Consider the following 21,418-nt stretch of genomic DNA (forward strand, 5'->3'; position numbering starts at 1 on the left):
GAATTTCCGTAGAAAGCTTAGATTTTCCTTTCGGTAAACTAAAATTTCAGGTCTTATTTCACCTTTGAATAAAACAACCCGGCGTATTTTACTGGTCCTGCTCTGGATCCTGCTCATTCCGCTTTCCCTTATTGTAGCATTGGTAATTGCTTTACAATTTCCGGGAGTACAGCAGTTTGCTGCCCAGAAAGCAACGGGCTACCTGGCCGAAACCCTTAAAACGGAAGTTTCCATTGGCCGCTTTACCACCGACTGGCGCAACAGCCTGGTGCTGAAAGAAATCTACCTCGAAGACCAGAAAGGCGATACCCTGATTTATGCCGAAAGGCTGGGAGTGGACCTGAATATTTTTGGATTGCTGAACAGTAAAATCAACATCAGTTCTGCCAAACTCGACAATGCTGTGCTGAACATCAGTGCTACCATGCCCGACAGCGTGTACAACTTCGATTTCATTATGGCTGCTTTTGCTACGGATACCACCGTAGCCCAGCCTTCCGATACCGCTGCTGCCTTTACCTATAAGATCGGGTCCATTGAGCTGAATAACATCCGCTTTGCCATGAACGACCAGGTAACCGGCAACATTGTGAAAGCGAAGATCGGGCACCTGAAAACCGGCATGGAAACATTCGATCCGGACAAAGCCATTTACGTGCTCGGCAATACTACTTTAGAGAACAGTTATGCCAACGTGCTGCAAACCAAAGTTTCCGATACACCCAGCGATTCCCTGGCCATGGATTTCGATTTCGGGCAGATCAACCTGAAAAACATTCAGCTGAACTACGAAAACAAAGTAGCCGCCCAGCGTATCCTGCTCGATGTAAAAGCCTCAGAAATTGCTTCGAACGACATCGACCTGAAGAACGCTAAAATTGACCTGGCAAAATTCGACCTTCAAAATGCCGCTTTCGCTTACTACCAGGATAAAACCGTTCCCACCGATTCCCTGGCCGTGAACCCGGTTGAAACTGCTGCCAAACTCGACAGCGTAGCAGCCAAACACCAGGGCGCGCCGGCAAACTGGGTGGTTAAACTGGGCAACCTGAATCTGGCCAACGTAACCGTAGATTTCGGGAACTATAATACGCCGGAAACCAACAAGGGCATGGATTTCAACCACCTGAAATTTACCGGGATAAACGTTGCTGCCGACGACCTTTACTACAGCGAAAATAAAATTGCCGCCGCTTTAAAGCAGTTGCAGTTGCAGGAAAAAAGCGGCTTTAAGATCACCAATTTCCAGGCGGATATCGACGTGGACTCTACCCGCGCTGCTTTTCACGAATTCGATCTGAAAACCGGGCACAGCCACCTTCGTCCGGAGTTTGCCCTGGGCTATCCTTCTTTGGCCACCATTGCCGACAACGTAGATAAAATAACGATCGATGCCGACCTGGAAAACTCCGTGATCGGCGCCCAGGATATTCTTTATTTCGCTCCGTACCTGGCCGATAACCCTTCCTTTCAAAAAATTGCCGGCCGGAGCCTGACCATCGACGGGCGTTTGTACGGCAAAGTGGAAGACCTGAATGCCGAGAACCTCCGGGTAAAAGGCCTGGCCGGAACCAGCATTAACGTGAGCGGGAACATCAAGGAAATGACCAACATCGAGAACGGTGCGCTGAACCTGAATATAAACGAATTCACCACCACCCGCACCGATTTGTTAGCCCTGCTGCCTGCCGGCACCATTCCGAAAGACATTACCCTGCCGGAGCGCATGACGATTTCGGGCCGTATCCGGGGGCGCATGAACGATCTGGAATTGCAGAATTTCCGGGCGGCGGCTTCGGGCGGGACGCTTTTGGTTGCGAGCGGCACCATCCGTAATGCGACCGATCCGAAAAAGCTCCGCATGAACCTGGACGTGAACAATTTTACTTCTACCCGGAGCGCCCTGGTGCAAATGCTGCCCAAAGGTACTATTCCGCCGGATATTCAGCTTCCGGAGAAGATGCAGGTCAGCGGGAAATTCAACGGCTCGCTGGAAGATTTTACCACCAATGCCAACATCAAAACTTCTTTTGGCAATGCGGTGGCAAACGTAAAAATGCAGCCGGGAGAACGTTTTTCCGGTACGGCCAGCCTTGCAGAATTCAACCTGGGCAAACTTCTGAAACAGGAAGCCACCTTGGGCACGGCTACCGGCAGAGCCACTTTCCAGGGAACCGGCCTGTCCCCGGAAACCATGCGCGCCACGTTTAGCGCCGATGTGCAGAAGATCGTTTACAACAAGTACGCTTATAATAATATTCACCTCGAAGGCACCGTCGACCGGAATGTTTACGCTGTAACCGGCAACATGAAGGACCAGAACCTTGCCTTTAACCTGAATGGAAATTTCAATCTGAACGGAGCCCGGCCAACCTATAAAGCAACCTTAAACCTGGACGGAGCAAATCTGAAAGCGCTGAATTTTTACCCGGAAGACCTTCGCGTACAAGGCCGGATCGTGGCTGACCTGAGCGGCGCTTCACCCAACGATATGAAAGGTACCATTTCGGTAAGCAATTTGCTCATGCGGAAGGCAAACCGGAACTACCGCTCCGATACTATGGCCATTCAGCTGAATAACAGTCCAGGACGCACCGATGTAGCCATTCAGTCGGATATTGTAACGGGTTTTTTCCGGGGAAATAATAGCGTTTCCGACCTGCCAACGGCCTTAATGAAGCACTTCGATTCCTACTTTAATTTCCAGGACGAACCGTTTCCGGCCAACCTTACTTTGCAGGATTTCGATTTCAATTTCGACCTGAAACGGCCGCGCATTTTCACGGCTTTTGTACCGGGTTTACGCCGCATCCGGCCGGGTTTTGTGAAAGGAAACTATACCGTTGCCGGCAAAAACCTGAATATCGATGCCAGTTTGCCCCGCCTGATCTACCAGAATTATACCATCGACAGCACCCTTCTGGAGCTTCGCGGCGACGCGGAAAAGATCGGCTACAACCTCCAAACCAAAAGACTACAGGATTCCACTTTGCTGATCAGGAATTTAAGCCTGGGCGGGAACGTACAGAACAATACCATTGCCACGCGCCTGAATATTGCCGAAGACAACGGCGATTCCCGGTTTGCGCTGGGAGGCATAATGAATACCATTCCGAACGGTTACCGGTTCAGTTTTACGCCGGGCGAAGTAATTATAAACCGCGAACCCTGGAATGTGGCCGAAGACAATTACCTGCAGTACCAAAACGGCAATATTTTCGCCCGGAACGTGCGGCTCGGCAAAAACGGCAGCGAACTCCTGATCAACAGCTTGGGAACCAATACAGCCAATGCGCCCCTGGAAGTGCGGTTTACGAATTTCGACCTGGCGTACCTTTCCCGGGCTGTGGAGCGCACCGACAGCCTGGTAGCGGGTAACGTGAACGGCAACCTAGTGCTCCGCGACATAACCGGCAACCTGGGCTTTACCTCCGACCTGACCATCACGAACCTGGCTTATACCGGCAACCCGGTCGGCAATATTTCTTTACAGGCGAGCAGCGCGGCCGGCGGCCGGTACAACCTGCTGGCCACGCTTACCGGCAACGGCAACAACGCTACGGTGAACGGCTATTTTGTGGCCAACGGCACTTCAAACAACCTGAACCTTACGGCCGATATCGCGTCGCTGAACCTGGCCGCCATTCAGGGTTTCTCAGCCGGTCAACTGGAAAACGTATCGGGAAATCTGAACGGCCGCCTGAGCATTACCGGAACGATGGCTCAACCGGTAATCAGAGGGGAAACTACTTTCAACAACGCGGCATTTGCCATTACCATGTATAATTCGGTTTACCGGCTGCCAAATGAAAGCATTGTTTTCGATGAGCGGGGCCTGAACTTCAGCGATTTTACCGTGCTAGATTCGGCCGGGAACAAAGCGGTGATGAACGGTACTATTTTCACGCAGAACTATACCGATTTCAGCTTCGGGCTTACGGCCACTACCAAGAACTTCCTGCTCATAAATTCTACCGCCGGCGATTATAAATTATACTACGGCCGCCTGATCGTGGACAGCGATATCCGGATACGGGGCGACCTGAACCTGCCGGTGGTAACGGCCGATGTGAAAGTGGTGGAAGGCTCGCACATGACCATGGTAATTCCTTCGGAAGAGGCGGCAAAACAGGAGCAGGAGGGAATCGTGCAGTTCGTGAACCTGCACCGGAGACGGCCGAACTCCATGATGATGGAAGAGCGCCAGGATTCGGTGCAGGAAATGGCTGTAACCGGAATAGATGTGCATGCCACCGTGCAGATTACGGACAAAACCCTGGTCTCGGTAATTATGGATGAAGCCGCCGGCGATATTCTGGAAGTTACCGGAAACGGTACATTGAACGCTGGAATCGATCCGGCCGGCAATATTACCCTTACCGGGCGCTACGACATGAACGGCGGATCCTACAAGCTTCATTTCTACGACATTGCCAGCCGGGAGCTCAACATCGGGGAGGGCAGCAGCATTACCTGGTACGGCGATCCGCTGCAGGCCAACCTCGATATTAAGGCTATTTACAACGTGAAAGCGCCGGTGCGCGAACTGGTGGCTGATCAGATAGTCGGTGAGAGTGGCACGGAACAAAATAAATACCGCCAAGTGCTGCCTTTCCTGGTTTACGTGAACCTTCGGGGCGATATGCTGAAACCGGAAATTACCTTCGACATCCAATTGCCGGAAGAAGAGCGCGCCGCTTTTGGCGGACAAATAGACCAGCGTTTACAAATGCTCCGCCAGGAACCGGCCGAGATGAACAAACAGGTTTTCTCGCTGATCGTGCTGAACCGGTTTATGGCGCCCGATCCGTTGCAATCTTCGGGCGGCGGCCTGGAGCAGACCGCCCGCAACAGCATCAGCGGTGCCCTCAGCGATCAGCTGAATAAGTTAACCAACCGTTATGCCGGCGGCCTGGGACTGGAATTAGGTTTGAACACGTACCAGGATTACTCTACCGGCGATGCCCAGAACCGTACCGACCTGAACGTTGCCGTGCGGCAGCAATTCCTGAACGACCGCCTGATCTTCCGGGTAGGAACGGACATTGGAGTAGAAGGCCGCTCGCCGAACAGCCAGCAAAACCAGCGCAGCGGTTTTACCGGCAATTTCTCGGTAGAATACCTGATCCTGCCGGATGGCCGCTTGCGCGTAAGAGGTTTTCAGCAACCATCTTACGAATTGCTGACGGAATCGGAGGTGCTGGAAACCGGGGTTGCATTGGTGTACCAGCGCGATTACAACAGTTTTGCCGACCTCTTTAAACGGGTATCCAAGGCTCAGCGGGAAGCGAAGCAGTAATCTTTTTTGGATTTGAAGATTTGAAGATTTGAAGATTTGAAAATGAATGGATGGTAATATTGCTTCTTGTAGGGTAGAATTTAGACCTAAAGTCATCAACTTAAGGGAATTCAGAAATGATTTATTCCGTCATCCCGAACGAAGTTGAGGGAACTTATGGAGCCGCATATTTAAAATTAAACGGTAAGACAAATCTTGCTACGCTCGCTTTGCCATAGAAGTATGTATAAGTTTTCTCGGCTTCGCTCGAAATGACGGAATTGACTGCATAAAGTTTAAACCCTACGCTACATACGCTACCAGAAAAAGACAACCACAGATCAAAATATTGAGCAGGTTTAGAATTCCAACGATCAACCTGCTTTCGAAAACAAACTGAACCACTTATATGGATCTTAACCGTCCGTTATACTTTTTTACCCAGAAACGCTACCTTTTCCGGCTTAAAAACCTGGCCGGAGCTTTGTTGCTTTTTGCAGTTTTAACGTTACAAGGCTGTACCGGAACGAGCAAACTTCCCGAAGGAAAAAAGCTGTATACCGGCGCTACGGTAAAACTGAAATCAGACAAACCCGTTCCAACGGAAAAAGAATTGATTCCGCAACTTGAAGCCGTTATTACCCCAAAGCCGAACGCTACTTTCCTGGGAATGCGGCCAAAAGTGGCGCTTTATAATTTTGCCGGCGGCGACCGGAAACGAAAAGGCATTATGGAATGGATCCGGACCGGGTTGGGCGAACCGCCGGTGCTTTACGATTCGGTGAACAACCGGAAAAATACGGATCTGATGATCAACCGGCTGAACAATAACGGCTATTTTAACTCGCGGGTGGAAGTAACGAAGAAGGAAAAAAAGAAAACCGTAAGCCTTACTTATACTGCCTTAGTTGCCCAGCCTTACCGCATCAGCGAAGTGATCTTCCCGTCCGGAGATTCTTCCCAGACCCGGATCCACCGCGATATTGCCGCCACCCAGCCGGGAAGCCGTTTAAAGGCCGGCGATATTTATAACCTGAATACCCTTATCTCCGAGCGGCAACGCATCGACTCTTTGCTGAAGAACCAGGGCTATTTTTATTTCGGGCCGGATTTTATATTGTTCAAAGCCGACAGTTCTTACCGCGACCATACCGTTAAGCTATACGTTACGCTAAAACCCGGCACGCCGGAAAAGGTACGTAAACCTTATACCCTGAACAAGATCATTATTTACACCGATTATACCATTGGCTACGATACCATTCCGATGAAGCCACCGGTAGTGGTGCGCGGGTACCGTTATTATCCGGACGAAAATTCCCTGCGGGCCAAAAGGCTGATGCCTTCGGTATTCCTGGAACCCGGAAAATTATATACCCGGAAAGATCACGCGCTTACGCTCAGCCGCGTGATGGGTTTAGGCATGTTCAAGTTCGTGGATATTAATTTTACCGATGCCGATTCGGTGGCCGGGACGTTGGATGCAGCTTTGCGCCTGACGCCCATGATGAACCAGTCTTTCCGGACGGAGCTTGAAACGGTTTCTAAAACCAACGGTTTTGCCGGACCGGGAATTAATGTAAGTTACCGGCACCGGAATTTGCTGCGCGGGGCAGAATTGCTGGTAGTAACGTTAAGGGCCGGCACCGAAACCCAGATCTCCAAACGCAACGATCAGACTTCTGAAAGCGGCACAAATGCTACCTTAAATGCCATAGAGTTCGGGGCAACGGCCGATTTGTATGTCCCGCGATTTATTACGCCATTCAATCTCAAGAACCTGCGGAGTGAATTTGTACCGAAAACAAGGTTCCGGCTGGCTTACGACTATCAGAACCGGACAAATTATTACCAGCTCAATGGCTATACCCTAAGCTACAGTTATATCTGGAAACCCCGAAGGAAAGTTACCCATGAAGTTACGCCCATTAACATACAGCTTACCAAATTACTGAACCAGACGCCTGCTTTTGAGGAGGTGCTAGCCCGGAACCGTTTTCTGGCGCAAAGCTTTGAGGAACAGTTTGTAATAGGGTCTATGTATTATTTCACCTACGATACCCGGCTAATACCCGGCAAGCGTGATAATGTATATTTTAATGGTGGAATAGATGCTTCGGGCAACCTGCTGGGATTGCTGACCGGCGGTTTTGGAAATGCAAAAGAAAAACCGGTAACCCTTGCCGGCACGCCTTATTCGCAATACACGAAGCTCGATTTCGACTTAAGGTATTATCATAATTTCAGGAACAATGCAGTGCTGGCTACCCGCATCATTACTGGTTTGGGTTTTCCTTATGGCAATTCTGAAACGCTTCCGTACATTAAGCAATATTTTATCGGGGGGCCGAACAGCATCCGGGCGTTCCGGGCGCGTTCCATCGGGCCGGGCATTTATGCCGATTCCACCAACAGCGGTTTCTTCGACCAGAGCGGCGACATAAAACTGGAAATGAACGTGGAATACCGCTTCGACCTTTTCCGGCCGTACGTGGAAGGCGCTTTGTTTGTGGATGCGGGAAATATCTGGTTGTCTAAGGCAATTCCTGAAAAACCCGGCGCGGAATTCCGCTTCAACCAGTTCTATAAGCAATTAGCCGTAGGAACCGGTTTCGGCATCCGCATAGACGCCCAGGTAGTGGTTATCCGCTTCGATGTGGGCATACCGGTGCGGGTGCCGCTGGAAAATGCCGCCGACCGATACGTACTTAAAATTCCGCCGCCCCGAAAAGACATGGTTTTGAATATTGCCATCGGCTACCCGTTCTAATAAATAAAGCAGCAGAACTTCCGGTCTGCTGCTTTTCTTTTTATTTCTGATTCTGAATTTTAGGTAAAACCCACTCCAAGTTCTGTTCCCCGACAGAACTTCAATTATTTAGATTTAACCTGCATGAAAGTTTTGAGGCTTTTTCTGTTAGATCAGATGCGCATTTTCTGCAGCGAAGCCAATTGCTGTTTCAGTTCTTCTTTGCTGTTCATTTCGGTTTGCAGTTCGCGCTTGATCTTCAGTTCGCGTTCGCGGGCCGCTTTTTTGTACTCGGTAAATTCCTGCTCAATATCCCGGAAAGCTTTCACTTTTTCATCGGCTATTACTTTGCTCTTTTTATAAACCGAAGCAATAACTGCCGCCACAATGCCGAGCAAAAAGATAATACCCAGCGATAAAAACAGGAAAACCTGCTTGTTCACATCCAAACCGAAAACGGAAATATTGGCAATTTCGGAGGCGTTCTGTTGAACCGCTTTTTCCTTCAGGGCATTTTCTTTTTTTAAGGCGGCAATCTGCTGGGACTGTGCCTCGATGGTGGTTTTTGCCTGGGCTAATTCGCTGACCGTATTTTTGCCGGCGCTTTGCAGGCCTTTTTCGTGTTCTTTTACGGTATTCAGCACGCCATCCCAGAAACTGTTAAGCCGGCTTACATCCACCACTTTATAAGAACGGTTATGTTCCTGGTACGAATTAGAGCTGCTTTTTAGGCGGTCGAAGTGGCTTTGCAGTGCGGGCGTTATATCGGTTGTGGCAGCCGGGCTGTTTTGCGCTTGCGAAGCAGTTACGGCGCCCATTAAGGCCAGCGATAAAAAGATTGCCTTCATTTTACTTGAGTTTAAGGGTGAGCTGAAATACTTATAATTTGTAAAATTGTTTTTACAGGCTTCCGGCAATAAAGGACCTGGTTTACTTTCCTTGCCAACCCTAAAATTGTAATTTTATTGTAAAACCGCAAATTTATTTCGGTAATTAAGTCATTTTTTGTCTTTAACAAAAATCAAAACAAAAATGAACGAACCATTCCGGTAAAATAGGCTTCCACTTTCAGTTAGTGTTGGCTTGCTGAATTATCTTTTTGAAAGTCAATAAGTAATAAGCTGAATTCTGTTCTCAGGGTTTGGTTTTGAGCCAGTTTTATTCCTTTCGATTTCCAATTTGGGTGTCCGTTAATTTAGTTCATCAGCCGGTTTTGTAAGTATTCCGGATAAAAACCGATTTATAATTTTTAGCATGTTTCCTGAATTTAGATCTCCCATTAAAATATGCAGACATTTATTTAAATTCGGTAGGGAAACAGTTCTGAAAACAAATTGTTTTGTAGCCGGTAATTCCGGCAGGTTGCCTTGCTGCTGAAATTGCTGTACCTTTAAGCATGCTTCAAACCAACGATCGCCGTAAAGCAGACGCATATTTTGCCCGCTATTCCGAAAGCCACCAGAACTCCGTTAACATCCTTATTCACTGGATTTGCGTTCCGTTGATCGCTTTTAGTTTGCTGGGTTTGGTTTGGGCCATTCCGGTGCCGCATTTCGATTTTTTAGGCAAAATGAACGGCTACATTAACCTTGCCACTTTTCTCATTGGTTTTGCTACCATTTACTATCTGCTTTTATCTTTCCGTTTAGGTTTGGCCATGATTTTTACGATCTGGATCTTTTCGGCCGGAATTATTACGCTGGAGCGCATGGCCCGCCTGCATGGCTGGCCGGAGATGTGGCAGGTTTGCCTTTCTATATTTGTGCTTGCCTGGATCGGACAATTTATCGGGCATAAGATTGAAGGCAAGAAACCTTCTTTCCTCGAAGACCTGCAATTCCTGCTCATCGGTCCGGCCTGGCTTTGGGCAAAAGTTTTTAAGAAACTTGGCTGGCGGTATTAATTGAGGTGTTTAGAAAATTATAAAATAGCCCGTAGCTTTTTCCCATGCCTTTATTTTATACTTAATAAGTAAAAGGACTGGATTAGTTTTACACTACCCATATTGTCATTCCAGATGAGAATTGTGAGTGAAAAGCACAGAAATCACAAGATTCTTCCAGAATGACAGAAAAGGATTAATTATTAATTGGTAATCTAAAGCGATCTAATATTCCTTATAGAGGTTTTTGATAGTAGGGAGATAAACTGTAAACCTTTAATTGATTATTACGAACTGCAGGACAGCATCGAACAGCCTGCTTTCTGACCGGCCCAATCAGGGCGTTTGGCGAAAAACTCGTCGGCTTTATTCGAATACGGATCTTTCAGGGCTTCCTGCAGTTTATTGAAAAGGGTATTGTCGCCGGCGGTCAATCCTTCTATGGCCTGGTGCAGCAAATAATTCCGGAGAATGAAACGCGGGTTGGCCTGGCGCATTTTAGCCTGCGAAGCTTCTCTTGCAATTGCATTGGTTTTTATGCGATCGTTGTAAGCCCCGATCAGCTTGCCTAATTTTTCGGTTTCCGTTTTATTCAGTTCGTCGTAGAGGCTTTCCATGAAATGTTCTGTTATGGCCCCGTCTTCTTTAAGGTCCAGCGGCAAATTGATGAGCAACTGGTAAAAAATGGTCATGTCCGGTTTCAGGTCTGAAAGCGTTTCCTCGAATTGAGCAATTAAGGTGGCGTCTTCGGCTTTCATTTCGTCCAGGCCCAGTTTATTCACCATCATGGCATAATATTTTTCCAGAAAGATCTCGCCGTATTTTTCCAGTTCCGCTACCAGTTCTTCGGTGCCCGGCAGTAAAGGGGCAATGGCGCTGGCCAAGCACCCTAAATTCCAGTAGGCAATAGAAGCCTGCTGCCCGAAAGCGTACCGCCGGCCGGGCAGGTCGGTGGTATTGGGCGTGAAGTTCGGGTCGTAATCGTCGAGGAAGGAGAAAGGGCCGTAATCGATCGTTAAACCCAAGATGGACATGTTGTCGGTGTTCATTACGCCGTGCACAAAACCCACGCGGAGCCATTCCACCACCATGGTAGCGGTACGTTCCACTACTTCTTTAAACCAAGGCAGAATCTTGTCTTCTCCCTGCAGGTCCGGGTAATAACGGGCAATGGTCCATTCGGCAAGTTTGCGGAGGTTATCGTGTTCTTTGCGGGCCGCCAGCATTTCAAAGTTTCCGAACCGCAAAAAGCTGGGCGCTACCCGCATGACAATGGCGCCCGGTTCGTATTGGGGATTACCGTTATAAAACATATCGCGGAGCACCGGTTCGCCGGTAGAAACCAAACTCACTGCCCGGGTAGTAGGCACTCCCAAATAATGCATTGCTTCACTCATCAGAAACTCGCGTACCGAAGACCTTAGAACTGCCCGCCCGTCGGCGCGGCGCGAATAGGGGGTAGGACCGGCGCCTTTAAGTTGCAATTCAAACGTTTTTCCATTCGGCGCTACCCATTCGCCCAGCGTAATGGCCCGACCATCTCCAAGCTGTCCGGCCCAGTTGCCGAACTGGTGCCCGGCATAGCAGGCCGCGTACGGCTGCATGTTTTCAGCTACTGCATTGCCGCCCAATACGTCGGTTTCCGGTTGGGTTTCAGGTTTTTCCATGCCCAGATCCTCTGCCAACTCCTCCGACCAGCCCAGCAAAGTCACTTTTTCCACCGGAGTAGGTACCACTTTGCTGTACAAAACGCCGGGTGTCTGGCGCGGGCGCAAATCCCCACTTTCATCGCCGGGAAAGTTATTTACAAAAGCTGCTTTATAATTGGGGGAGGTTATTTTCTTCATAAGGGGGCATTCAAATCTAATTCCTGTACGAAGGTAATTTAAATTCAACCAATAATTTTTGCCTGGAAAGGCTTGCATTAAAATCCTGTACGGACAGGGCTTGACCTGTCCCACGCATACCCGATCACGCATTCCCAAAATCATTTATCGGATATTTTTTCGCAATAATGTGGGACAGGTCAAGCCCTGTCCGTACATGGATGGCTTTAAACATGAGTGGCCTCATTCACAAATTGCCTGCATCCACATAGAAGCCCTATGGATTACAAGCTGGTCATACACAATTTCTCTGCTAATTCCTGTTCGGGTTCTTCGTAGATCAGTTCGCCTTTTTGCAGGAAGCGGTTGGTGTCGAGCAGTACTTCGTAAATGGGGGTGTGGATGTGGCGGGGGATTTTGTAAATGCGCGGATCGTGCTTATCGAAAGGTGTTTTTAGGGAGACATTATAGAAGTAAGGCATCAGGATCTTGGGCAGGCTTAGCGCAACGCGGTCTATGTAGTGCTCGGCAAAATATTCCTGAAGCCTTTCGTTTATGCTTTCGAAGAATTCTTCTGTTTCCGCTAAACGTACCCTGGAACCGGCCCGGGATTTTCCTTTGGTTTTCAGGTGCTTGATCTGGCTTACGCCCCGCTTTTTGCGCACCATGTACGCCCGGAATACTTTATGATTTAAATTGATACCATTTTCGAAATACCCGATCGCGCAACTCCCGGATTGAATCAATAGAATTATGTAATGTACTTCTTTTTCCGGAAGGGAAAGATTATTGTCAGGAGCAGGAAGCACAAGGGGAAGGCGGAAGATCAGGCGTTCGTTTTGCACTTCATCCAGGACCAGAATACGGTGCTTCTCCTGGTCATACACCCAGGGCAGGTTGGCTTGGCGGAGATTTTGCAACACCTGAAGGGATGTTTCTTTGGAGAGAAAGCGGTTCATTTAATTGGGGAGGAGCCGTGCTATCAAACCACGACTGAAGGTTTGCAAAGATAAAGGGAAAATAGTATGTTTTTCACTTAAAACTCCCGATCATTCGCTTCGCTCTTTCGGCATATTCTTTTCCTTTGGCAGTAGGGTAATGCAGCTCAATACTTTTCCAGGCATTGTTTTCCAGTTTGCGGTAGATCAGGTTCGTGAAATTCTGGTTCTGGAATTGAATGGTGAAGCTGTTTTCATGCAATTCAGCTTTCTCGATGGTTGGCAATTGGGTGGAGTGGGCTACGCTGCTATCGTTGGTGAGAGCGGCCAGTTCCCGGTCGAAGCGCTGCTTTAACGTTTCGTTCTGCAGGTTTGGAGCTCCATATACTTCCAGTTTGCTGCCGTCTTTGGAAGTAAAGTGCTGGCCTTCGCTGGTTTTGGTGGCGCCAACCCGGTTAAAGTTTCCCGGTATGTCGATGCAGAAAGAATAAAGGTTGTTGCAGTATTTATCGTAATGCTGGGCGACAGCAGAAAATCCCAGGTACAGCAGGCAGAGGAGTAGCAGGAGCTTTTTCATAGCAGTTTCAGGTTTCGAATTTAATTTTTACCGGGTTTCTCTACCGTTTTTCTGGTTTAACTATTCTGAAGCCATTGTTCGGCCTCTTCCAGGCGGGCACATACCCAGCAGGTAAAACCCCGGTTGGTGGCAATCATTTCGCCCAGTTTGTTCCGGTTCAATTGTTCAAAATGTTCGTCTACAAAGGCAACCCGTAGGCCCTGGAACTGTTTGTATTCACAGAGCTCACTTACCAGCGTAAACAGTTCCTGAGTACTGACCATGGTTTGGAAATCTTCCCAAACCAGCAGGCTCATCGGTTTGCGTTTGTCTACTTCAGCGGTAATCTCTTTCCAGAACTGGCGGGGAATTTCCAGGGAATCCGCTTCGCCGGAAACTTTGGCCAGCAGGTAGCCGGGCTTATTTTCAAATGTGAGCGTGTAGGGTAGGTTAAAGGAAAATTTTGGGGCCATAGCATTGCAGTGTACGGAAAAGGGAAGGTCCAGGATAAACAAAATGGCGGGTTTCGGCAATCACTTTTTCCCCTGAATCCATAGCGTTTCTGGTGCTTAATTTTTGTTCCATTCTGAAGGATTTTCACTAACAAAAAAAGCCGCCCCGAATGATCAGGGCGGCTTTCGCTTTTTCTATAGAAAAGATTACCAGATACGAATACGGTCTTCCGGTTTTTTGTAGAGTTTGTCTCCCGGTTTCACATTGAAGGCTTCGTACCAGGCATCCATGTTTACCGGCGTACCAATGGTACGGTACTCGCCCGGCGAGTGCGGATCGGTTACGATCAGCTGGGCAGCAGTTTCCGGCAGGATATTCGTCCGCCATACCTGGGCCCAGGAAAGGAAGAAGCGCTGATCCGGCGTAAACCCATCGATCATTTCTTTGCTCTGGCCTTGTTTGGTCATTTTAAAGGCTTCGTAAGCTGCGTTCAGACCGCCTAAATCGCCGATGTTTTCGCCGAGGGTAAATTTACCGTTCACTTTCAGGGTGTCCAGCACAGTATACTCGTTGAATTGCTTTTCCAGGGCCGAAGCTTTTTCCTTGAAGCGGCTCAGGTCCTCCGGTGTCCACCAGTTGCGGAGCGTACCGTCTTTGTCGTACTGGCTGCCGCTGTCGTCGAAACCGTGGGAAATTTCGTGGCCGATCACCGCGCCGATGCCGCCGTAATTCACCGCATCATCCGCATTCGGGTCAAAGAATGGGAACTGCAGGATACCGGCTGGGAATACGATCTCGTTCATTACCGGGCTGTAGTAGGCGTTTACCGTGGCCGGCGTCATGCCCCAACGGGTGCGGTCTACCGGTTTGCCAAGCTGGCTTACCATATCGTTATAGCCCCAAACGCTGGCATTGCGAAGGTTCTGGTAGAACGATTCGCGTTTAATTTCCAGGCCATCGTAGTTTTTCCATTTGCTTGGGTATGCCACTTTCGGGGTGAAGGCATGCAATTTGGCAAGCGCTTTTTCTTTCGTAGCCGGGCTCATCCAGTCCAGGTTTTTGATCCGGATCTCGTAGGCTTTGATCAGGTTGGCGATCATTTCATCCATCCGGGCCTTAGCAGCCGGCTGGAAGTGTTTCTTCACGTAAAGCTGACCGAGCAATTCGCCAATGGTGCCATCGGTAAGTTGCGACATGCGCTGCCAGCGCGGCGTCTGCACTTTCTGGCCGCTCAATACCTGGGAATAAGCAAAGTTAGCGTCCGTAAAAGGTTTGCTCAGGTAAGGAGCTGCTGATTTCAGCACGTTCCATTGCAGGTACGTCTGCCAGTCGGAAACCGGGGTTTGGGTAAGCAGCGTGTTGATCTCCGTGAAGAATTTCGGGTTGTTTACCAGAATGGTGTCTTCGCCGGTAACCTTCATTTTGGCCATCAGGCTTTTCCAGTCGATGTTGGACGTGGTTTTGCTTAAGCTCGCAACGGCAAATTTGTTGTAGGTTTTGTGCGGGTCGCGCATTTCTACCCGGCTCATCTGGGCTTCAGCCAGTTTCTTTTCCAGGTTGAAAATGGTTTCGGCGTGTTTCTTCGCTTTGGCCTCTTTCTCGCCGGTTAAGGTGAACAACTTAACGATGTAGCTCTTATAAGCTTCCTGAATTTTCGTGCTACGCGCATCGTTTTTCAGGTAAAAATCCCGGTCCGGCAGGGTAGTACCACCCTGGCTCAGTTGCGGGATCATTACGTTCGGGTTCTTGCGGTCCTGACCTACCCAGAAACCAAATAGGGGAGAGGCTACCCCGTTTACCCGCATTTCCGCCATCTGATCGAGCACCTGCTGGTGAGTTTTCACCTTCGATGCTTTCTTCAGGTCGTTCTTAATGGGCTTATAACCCAGTTTGTCGATTGCGGCGCTGTCCATGGCTGCCGCGTAAAAATCTCCCACTCGTTTTTCCACAGAGCCGGGAACTGCCGAAGTGTTTTTCGCGCTTTCGGTTAGGATGTTGCGTACCGCCTGGATGTTGAATTCGCGGAGCACGTTAAAGCTGCCCCAACGTGTTTCCTTTGCCGGTACCGGGTTGTTTTTGATCCAGTTGCCACTGGCATAGGTGTAAAAATCATCGCCGGGCTTCACGCTCAGGTCCATGTTGGTTCGATCGATGAAAGCCTTTTTAGTGGCAGGCGCCTCCGAGGCCGAAGAATGCGTGTTCTGCTGGGCATAAGCAGCCGGGCCGGAAGTAGTAACCAGGCCAAGCATCAACAGGGCAACCGGTTTTAGTGAGAGTTTTAATTTGGGTGTCATATAAGTTTATGGTAGAATCTCAGGTTTTCCGAAAGTAAGCCAAGGCTGTTTTCCGGGTCTCAGATTTTTTCAAACCTCTAATTTAAGGCATTGCCGAGGAAATAAAAAATCAGACGGAGCCAGGGAAGGATTATTCCGTGCAGATGAGTTGAAAAGGAGGGAAGGTAATTATTTTTCCTAGTAGGGGCCGGGCTTGTCCCTGCCCTCACGCATTCCTGATCCGGGATAGCCGATAATTATCAATTGCAATCACAAAATCAATCGCTATGAAGAAGGGCAGAAAAAGTGCCGCAATAACGTGAGGGGCGGGGACAAGCCCGGCCCCAACAGAAAATTAATAGACCCCGGAAATAATGGAAATATCCAGAAGCTTAAGCGAGCGCTTTTTTCGCTGCTTCCTGATCTTTGATCAATTGCGCTTGCAGGGCTTCGAGGCCGGGGAATTTTTGTTCGTCGCGCAAGCGGGCGACCAGTTCCAGCTGGAGTTCCTGGTGGTAAATATCGCTGGAAAAATCGAAGAAGTGGGTTTCAATGGTTTGGGTTAAACCGCCGACTGTGGGACGCATGCCTATGTTGAGCATACCTTTCAGACGCTTGCCTTTTACCGTTCCGTAAACGGCATACACGCCCCGCGCGGGAATTAATTTAAAGGGCTCGGTTACGTGTAAATTGGCGGTCCGAAAACCAAGGGTGCGGCCGAGCTTTTCACCTTCCGAAACGGTACCTGTGAGCCGGTAAAAATAGCCCAGGTACTTGTTTGCCGTTTCAATGTCGCCGGCTTCCAGGGCCTTCCGGATCTTGGTGGAGCTTACGGCTACGTGCTCTACGTCTTCGCGCGGAATTTCTTCAACTTCGAAGCCCAGGGTTGCTGCATTTTCTTTCAGGTATTCAAAGCTGCCTTCGCGGTTTTTGCCGAAATGGTGGTCGTACCCGATGATCAGTTTTTTTGTGTTTACCGCCTGAATTAAGATTTTCTGAATGAAATCACTGGAACTCAGGTTCGAGAACTCGGGCGTAAACGGAATAATAAGGAGGTAGTCGATGCCGAATTGCCGGAGCAGACTAATTTTTTCTTCGATGCTGGTAAGCAAATGAACCGGAGGCCCACCGTTGGGTAATACGTGGCGCGGGTGGGGCCAGAAGGTAATTACTACACTTTTTCCGTCCATTTCGGTAGCATTTTCCACCACCCGTTTCAGGATCTTCTGGTGACCTACGTGCACGCCGTCGAAGGTGCCGCTGGTTACTACCGCGTTGGCCAGTTGAGGAAAATGCTTCAGCTCCCGGATTACTTCCATTGTATTAAGCTCTTTACAGTAATAATTTTCTGGGATTTAGAAAAACTTCCCAATACTTTTCTCTGGTCATATCCTCCCAATGAATATATCCTTTGCGGTATTGATAGGTCTGGAATTGACACACCAAAATTAAAAATATTATAAGTGCCGAATAGCTTCTATACGCAAAGGAGTTTTGCAATCCATTTAATGTAAAAGCAAGCAGCAACATAAACAACGGAGTAAATTCCAGAAATGGCCGGCCGGAAAAGCTTCCGCCATACCACCAGCTCCACCAGGAGGATAATAAGTAGGTAAGGAAAACCAGGAAGCCAAATAAGGTTATGAACTGAAAACGGTTTTGTTTCCAAAGGAAATAACCTCCAATTAATGAAATAAAGAATAGGGGAGTATAAAGGAACAGCCCTTTTTTATAACTGAAAAGAATATCTACAAAATGAGGATTGAGAAAATTAAAGCCTTCCTCACCGTAAGAATAAACTAACCAATGTCCGGTAGTTAGTTTATAAATTATAACCTGAAGGCTTACCAGCGCCAGGAACGTTATGCCCGATGCTGTTAAGGCAAGTTTATTTGAGAAAAAACTGATCAGGCCGCTTTTTAATTTAGGAAGGCTTCCTGCCGCAAAAGGTAGGAGCAGGACTGTAATTATGTTTAAAGGCCTGATCAAAACAATTAGCGCCAGAAGTGCTGCCAGAATAATGTAGGTTTCTATTCGAGGCGAAGTAAATAGTTCCCGGCTATAGAAAAGAAACATCGTTACGAATGCCAGCGAATAGATGTGAGACATTCCCGGCTCGTTTATAACGTAATAGAATATATTGGTTCCGAATACAGTTGCAAAAAGAAGCAGGCTTGTTTCCCATTCAGAGAGGTGTAACGGGAGGAGTAGTCTTCGGAGATAAATCAAACTGACCATTAAATAGAAAATTGCAGCCAGATTTATAAAAACAAGGTAAAGTTTTGAGAATCCGTCCTGGTCGTAACCAAACCATTTGGAAAATAAATGAGCTGCATAAAAGAAAGGCAGCTGGGCAACGGCCGTACCCAGATAGTATTTATTCAGGATCGTGCCTTGTTGGTTTTGTTTAAAACTATGGATCCCTGACTTTTCCTTTAGGTTATATTTATTCTCTATATCTTCAATAAAGCCATATTGAAGATCCTGATAAATAAAAATGGCCGGAAGGTAAGCGTAATAACCGAACGCATCGTATTCCAGGATCGATTTCCAGCGTTCTTTGCCCCACTTAATATTATAAGCGCAAAAAAGTAATACCAGAGAAATAATGAGTAAACTGATAGTAGACCCTTTTTTCCGGAGCATACCGTTCAGTTTGAGTCCGGCCTCGTTTTAGCGATCCGTTCGTCCTTTATCCGCATAATATCTTCTACCGAAAGCGCATCTTCCAGTTTGTAATTGCCGATGCGGGTACGGACCAGTTTGCTCAGGTGCGCGCCGCAACCCAGTTTGGCGCCGAAATCGCGGGCCAGGCTCCGGATGTAAGTGCCCTTGGAACAAACCACTTTAAAGTCTACTTCCGGCAGTTCAATGCGGGTAATTTCGAAGGACTTTATTTCGATGTTCTTGGCTTTTATCTCGGCTTCTTCGCCGCGGCGGGCCAGGGTATAAGCCCGTTCGCCGTTCACCTTCACGGCTGAATAAATAGGCGGGATCTGGGCAATTACTCCCACAAAACCTTCGGCAGCTTGCCGTAATTCTTCCTCGGTAATATGAGCAATGTCGCAGGTGCTGTCCACTTCGGTTTCCAGGTCGAAGGAAGGGGTGGTGGCGCCGATGGTGATGGTGCCGGTGTATTCCTTTTCCTGGGCCTGAATTTCTTCGATCTTTTTGGTGAATTTCCCGGTGCAGAGAATCAGCAATCCGGTGGCCAGCGGATCTAAAGTGCCGGCATGGCCGATCTTTTTAATGCGTAAACTGTTCCGTACCTTTTTTACAAGGTCGAAAGAAGTCCAGGTTAATGGTTTATCTAATAGCAGGATCTCTCCGGCTTCAAAATCGTAGTTCATTATACTAAATTAACGTCGTAGCCCATTGCCAGCAGCACCAGAATGCCTACGCCCACAATAATGCGGTAAATTCCGAAGGCCCGGAAGCCATAACGGGTAAGAAAATTCACAAAAAACTTAATGGCTGCAATGGCCACAAAAAAAGCGATCACGTTGCCAATGGCCAGCATTTTCAGGTCTTCCGGCTTAATGGTTTCGTAGCTTTTCAGCATCTGGTAAGCCGTGATCACGAACATGGTCGGCACTGCCAGCAGGAAGGAAAATTCAGCCGAAGATTTCCGGTTGAAGCCCTGGGTAAGGCCGCCCACCATGGTAGCCGCCGCCCGCGAAACGCCCGGAATCAGGGCAAAGCACTGAAACAAGCCAATGAAGAAAGCCTGCTTGAAGGTAGGTTGCTGATCGGTATCAGGAGCACGGTCGAAGTATTTATCGATGAAGAGGAGAATAAAACCGCCGATCACCAATGAAACCGCTACCACCGTTACGTCCTTCAGCAACACATCGATTACATCTTTGAGCAGGAAACCCATGATGCCGAAGGGCAGGAAACCTACGAAAAGTTTCAGGTAAAAATCGAAGGACTGGATGAAGCGCCGCCAGTACAGGAATACCACCGAAAGGATGGCCCCAAACTGGATACTGGTAATGAAAACGCCCGTAAATTCGAACTGACTGATACCCAAAAGGCTGGATACGATGATCATGTGGCCGGTAGAAGAGATCGGGAGGAATTCCGTAAGCCCTTCTACAATTGCCAGAATTATGGTTTGCCAGAGCGCCATTTAAACGTTCGGTTTGTCTTTGTAAAAAATAGCAAAGAATTCAATCGCAAAGCCCAGCAGCACCACGATCGGACCTAAGGTAATGCCCATAAAGCCAAGGCCGTACTGCTCATTGTCCATGGTCATAATAACGAAACCGATCGCCAGCACCAATATTCCCACGAACATGATGATGAAGTTTTTCCGGCCAAAAGCAAAGTTGTTTCTGTTTTCCATAATTTAGATTGTTCGATATTCGATTGTTCGAATTTTCGAGGTTCGTATTTTAGTTTATCCGGTACTTGATCGTTCCAGTATCCGATAACATTTTCAGTTTTTAATTCAAATTAATAGCGTTTTTAGTCGAAAATTCGAATATCGAACAATCGAAAAATCGAGCCTAGTAAAGTTCATCCAGCGAGGCGCGCATGTATTTGTTTACCGCGCGGAAAGAGCTGAAAAAGCCGATCATGCTGCCCATTACGATCAGGAAAAGCATGAGGAGGATCAGTTGTTTTTCATCGCGGAGCAAAAGCAGATCCGGGAATTCGAAGTAGGCGTATTGCAGTAACAGCATCAGTAACATCGAAGCGATCAGGCCGCTGACGATGCCCTGCACTGTGGCCCGGTTCAGGAACGGCCGCTGAATAAAATAAGCTGTGGCGCCTACCAGCTGCATGCTCCGGATCAGGAAGCGTTGGGAATACAGGGCCAGTTTTATGGTATTGTTAATGAGTACCACCACTACCAGGGTTAAAATAGCGGCAAACGAAAGCAGAATGAGACTGGCTTTGCGAAGGTTTTGGTTGATAGAATTGAACAGGTTTTCTACGTATTGCACTTCAAAAACCCCATCAATGCTTTCCAGGTCTTTCTTGATTTCGCGCAATTTCGCGGTTTCGGCAAATTCCGGGTTAATGCGCAAAATATACGCGTCGCGGAGCGGGTTTTCGCCCAGAAAACTCATGAAATCTTCGCCGGTGCCTTTAATAAATTCCTTGGCGCCTTCTTCCTTCGGATAGAATTTTACCTGAGCTTCGCTTCCTTTATAGGCAATGTATTCTTTCAGGGCGAAGGTTTTCTGCAAGCGCACCAGTTGCATTTCGGTCTGGTTGCGGTCCAGGTACACCTGCATTTCCAGGTTTTCCTTCACTTTATCCGAAAGCCGGGCAGCGTGCAGCAAAAGCATGCCGAAAAGCCCGATCACGAACAAAGCCAGCGTGGTGCTGAAGATCACCATTAATTGCGGGTATCGGCCGAGTTTTTTCTTTCTGGTATTTTTGGAAACGGACTTGCTCATAGGGTATGCGAAGCCACAAATTTAAGAATATTTTTAAAAGTAGCGGCAGCTA

Annotated in this window: 15 protein-coding genes; 3 read left to right on the forward strand and 12 right to left on the reverse strand. The window is 48.2% G+C overall.

Annotation, left to right across the window (positions count from 1 at the left end):
- Window positions 1-64: 64 nt before the first annotated feature.
- The gene (locus F0P94_RS01870) at window positions 65-5,299 is read left to right on the forward strand and encodes a translocation/assembly module TamB domain-containing protein (RefSeq protein WP_150901997.1); all 5,235 of its coding nucleotides are present in this window, start codon (window positions 65-67) and stop codon (window positions 5,297-5,299) included.
- 388 nt (window positions 5,300-5,687) lie between these two features.
- Window positions 5,688-8,048 (forward strand): translocation and assembly module lipoprotein TamL, encoded by a 2,361-nt coding sequence (tamL, locus tag F0P94_RS01875; RefSeq protein WP_150901998.1) that lies wholly within the window; start codon window positions 5,688-5,690, stop codon window positions 8,046-8,048.
- A gap of 152 nt (window positions 8,049-8,200) precedes the next feature.
- Here the strand turns inward: tamL and F0P94_RS01880 are convergent, their stop codons facing one another.
- The gene (locus F0P94_RS01880) at window positions 8,201-8,875 is read right to left on the reverse strand and encodes a hypothetical protein (protein ID WP_150901999.1); all 675 of its coding nucleotides are present in this window, start codon (window positions 8,873-8,875) and stop codon (window positions 8,201-8,203) included.
- Between the two features lie 548 nt (window positions 8,876-9,423).
- Here F0P94_RS01880 and F0P94_RS01885 point away from each other — a divergent pair.
- Entirely contained in the window at window positions 9,424-9,930 is a 507-nt protein-coding gene (locus F0P94_RS01885) for an Mpo1 family 2-hydroxy fatty acid dioxygenase (protein ID WP_150902000.1), read from the forward strand.
- A gap of 266 nt (window positions 9,931-10,196) precedes the next feature.
- Here F0P94_RS01885 and F0P94_RS01890 read toward each other — a convergent pair whose 3' ends face one another.
- From F0P94_RS01890 to F0P94_RS01940, 11 genes are all read right to left on the reverse strand, one after another.
- The gene (locus F0P94_RS01890) at window positions 10,197-11,756 is read right to left on the reverse strand and encodes a protein adenylyltransferase SelO (RefSeq protein ID WP_150902001.1); all 1,560 of its coding nucleotides are present in this window, start codon (window positions 11,754-11,756) and stop codon (window positions 10,197-10,199) included.
- Window positions 11,757-12,019: 263 nt separating this feature from the next.
- On the reverse strand, window positions 12,020-12,694 hold the full coding sequence (locus F0P94_RS01895) for a hypothetical protein (protein WP_150902002.1): 675 nt from the start codon (window positions 12,692-12,694) through the stop codon (window positions 12,020-12,022).
- A 73-nt stretch (window positions 12,695-12,767) separates the two neighbouring features.
- The gene (locus F0P94_RS01900; RefSeq protein ID WP_150902003.1) at window positions 12,768-13,250 is read right to left on the reverse strand and encodes a hypothetical protein; all 483 of its coding nucleotides are present in this window, start codon (window positions 13,248-13,250) and stop codon (window positions 12,768-12,770) included.
- 56 nt (window positions 13,251-13,306) lie between these two features.
- A complete protein-coding gene (locus tag F0P94_RS01905; protein ID WP_150902004.1) occupies window positions 13,307-13,702 on the reverse strand; it encodes a hypothetical protein in 396 nt (131 codons plus the stop codon).
- Between the two features lie 186 nt (window positions 13,703-13,888).
- On the reverse strand, window positions 13,889-15,820 hold the full coding sequence (locus F0P94_RS01910; RefSeq protein ID WP_225307107.1) for a M13 family metallopeptidase: 1,932 nt from the start codon (window positions 15,818-15,820) through the stop codon (window positions 13,889-13,891).
- A gap of 527 nt (window positions 15,821-16,347) precedes the next feature.
- Window positions 16,348-17,274 (reverse strand): bifunctional riboflavin kinase/FAD synthetase, encoded by a 927-nt coding sequence (locus F0P94_RS01915; RefSeq protein ID WP_150902005.1) that lies wholly within the window; start codon window positions 17,272-17,274, stop codon window positions 16,348-16,350.
- Between the two features lie 13 nt (window positions 17,275-17,287).
- The gene (locus F0P94_RS01920; protein ID WP_150902006.1) at window positions 17,288-18,064 is read right to left on the reverse strand and encodes a hypothetical protein; all 777 of its coding nucleotides are present in this window, start codon (window positions 18,062-18,064) and stop codon (window positions 17,288-17,290) included.
- A 542-nt stretch (window positions 18,065-18,606) separates the two neighbouring features.
- Window positions 18,607-19,305 (reverse strand): tRNA pseudouridine(55) synthase TruB, encoded by a 699-nt coding sequence (gene truB / locus F0P94_RS01925; protein WP_150902007.1) that lies wholly within the window; start codon window positions 19,303-19,305, stop codon window positions 18,607-18,609.
- On the reverse strand, window positions 19,305-20,087 hold the full coding sequence (locus tag F0P94_RS01930) for an undecaprenyl-diphosphate phosphatase (RefSeq protein ID WP_150902008.1): 783 nt from the start codon (window positions 20,085-20,087) through the stop codon (window positions 19,305-19,307). The genes truB and F0P94_RS01930 overlap by 1 nt, the downstream gene beginning before the upstream one ends.
- Window positions 20,088-20,303 carry a DUF3098 domain-containing protein gene (locus tag F0P94_RS01935; RefSeq protein ID WP_150902009.1) on the reverse strand — a complete coding sequence of 72 codons (216 nt, stop codon included), beginning with the start codon at window positions 20,301-20,303 and terminating at the stop codon, window positions 20,088-20,090. It abuts the gene before it with no gap.
- 163 nt (window positions 20,304-20,466) lie between these two features.
- A complete protein-coding gene (locus F0P94_RS01940; RefSeq protein ID WP_150902010.1) occupies window positions 20,467-21,366 on the reverse strand; it encodes a cell division protein FtsX in 900 nt (299 codons plus the stop codon).
- Window positions 21,367-21,418 lie beyond the last annotated feature (52 nt).

The organism is Adhaeribacter soli (genome assembly GCF_008727925.1).
GTDB classification, from domain to species: Bacteria; Bacteroidota; Bacteroidia; order Cytophagales; family Hymenobacteraceae; genus Adhaeribacter_A; species Adhaeribacter_A soli.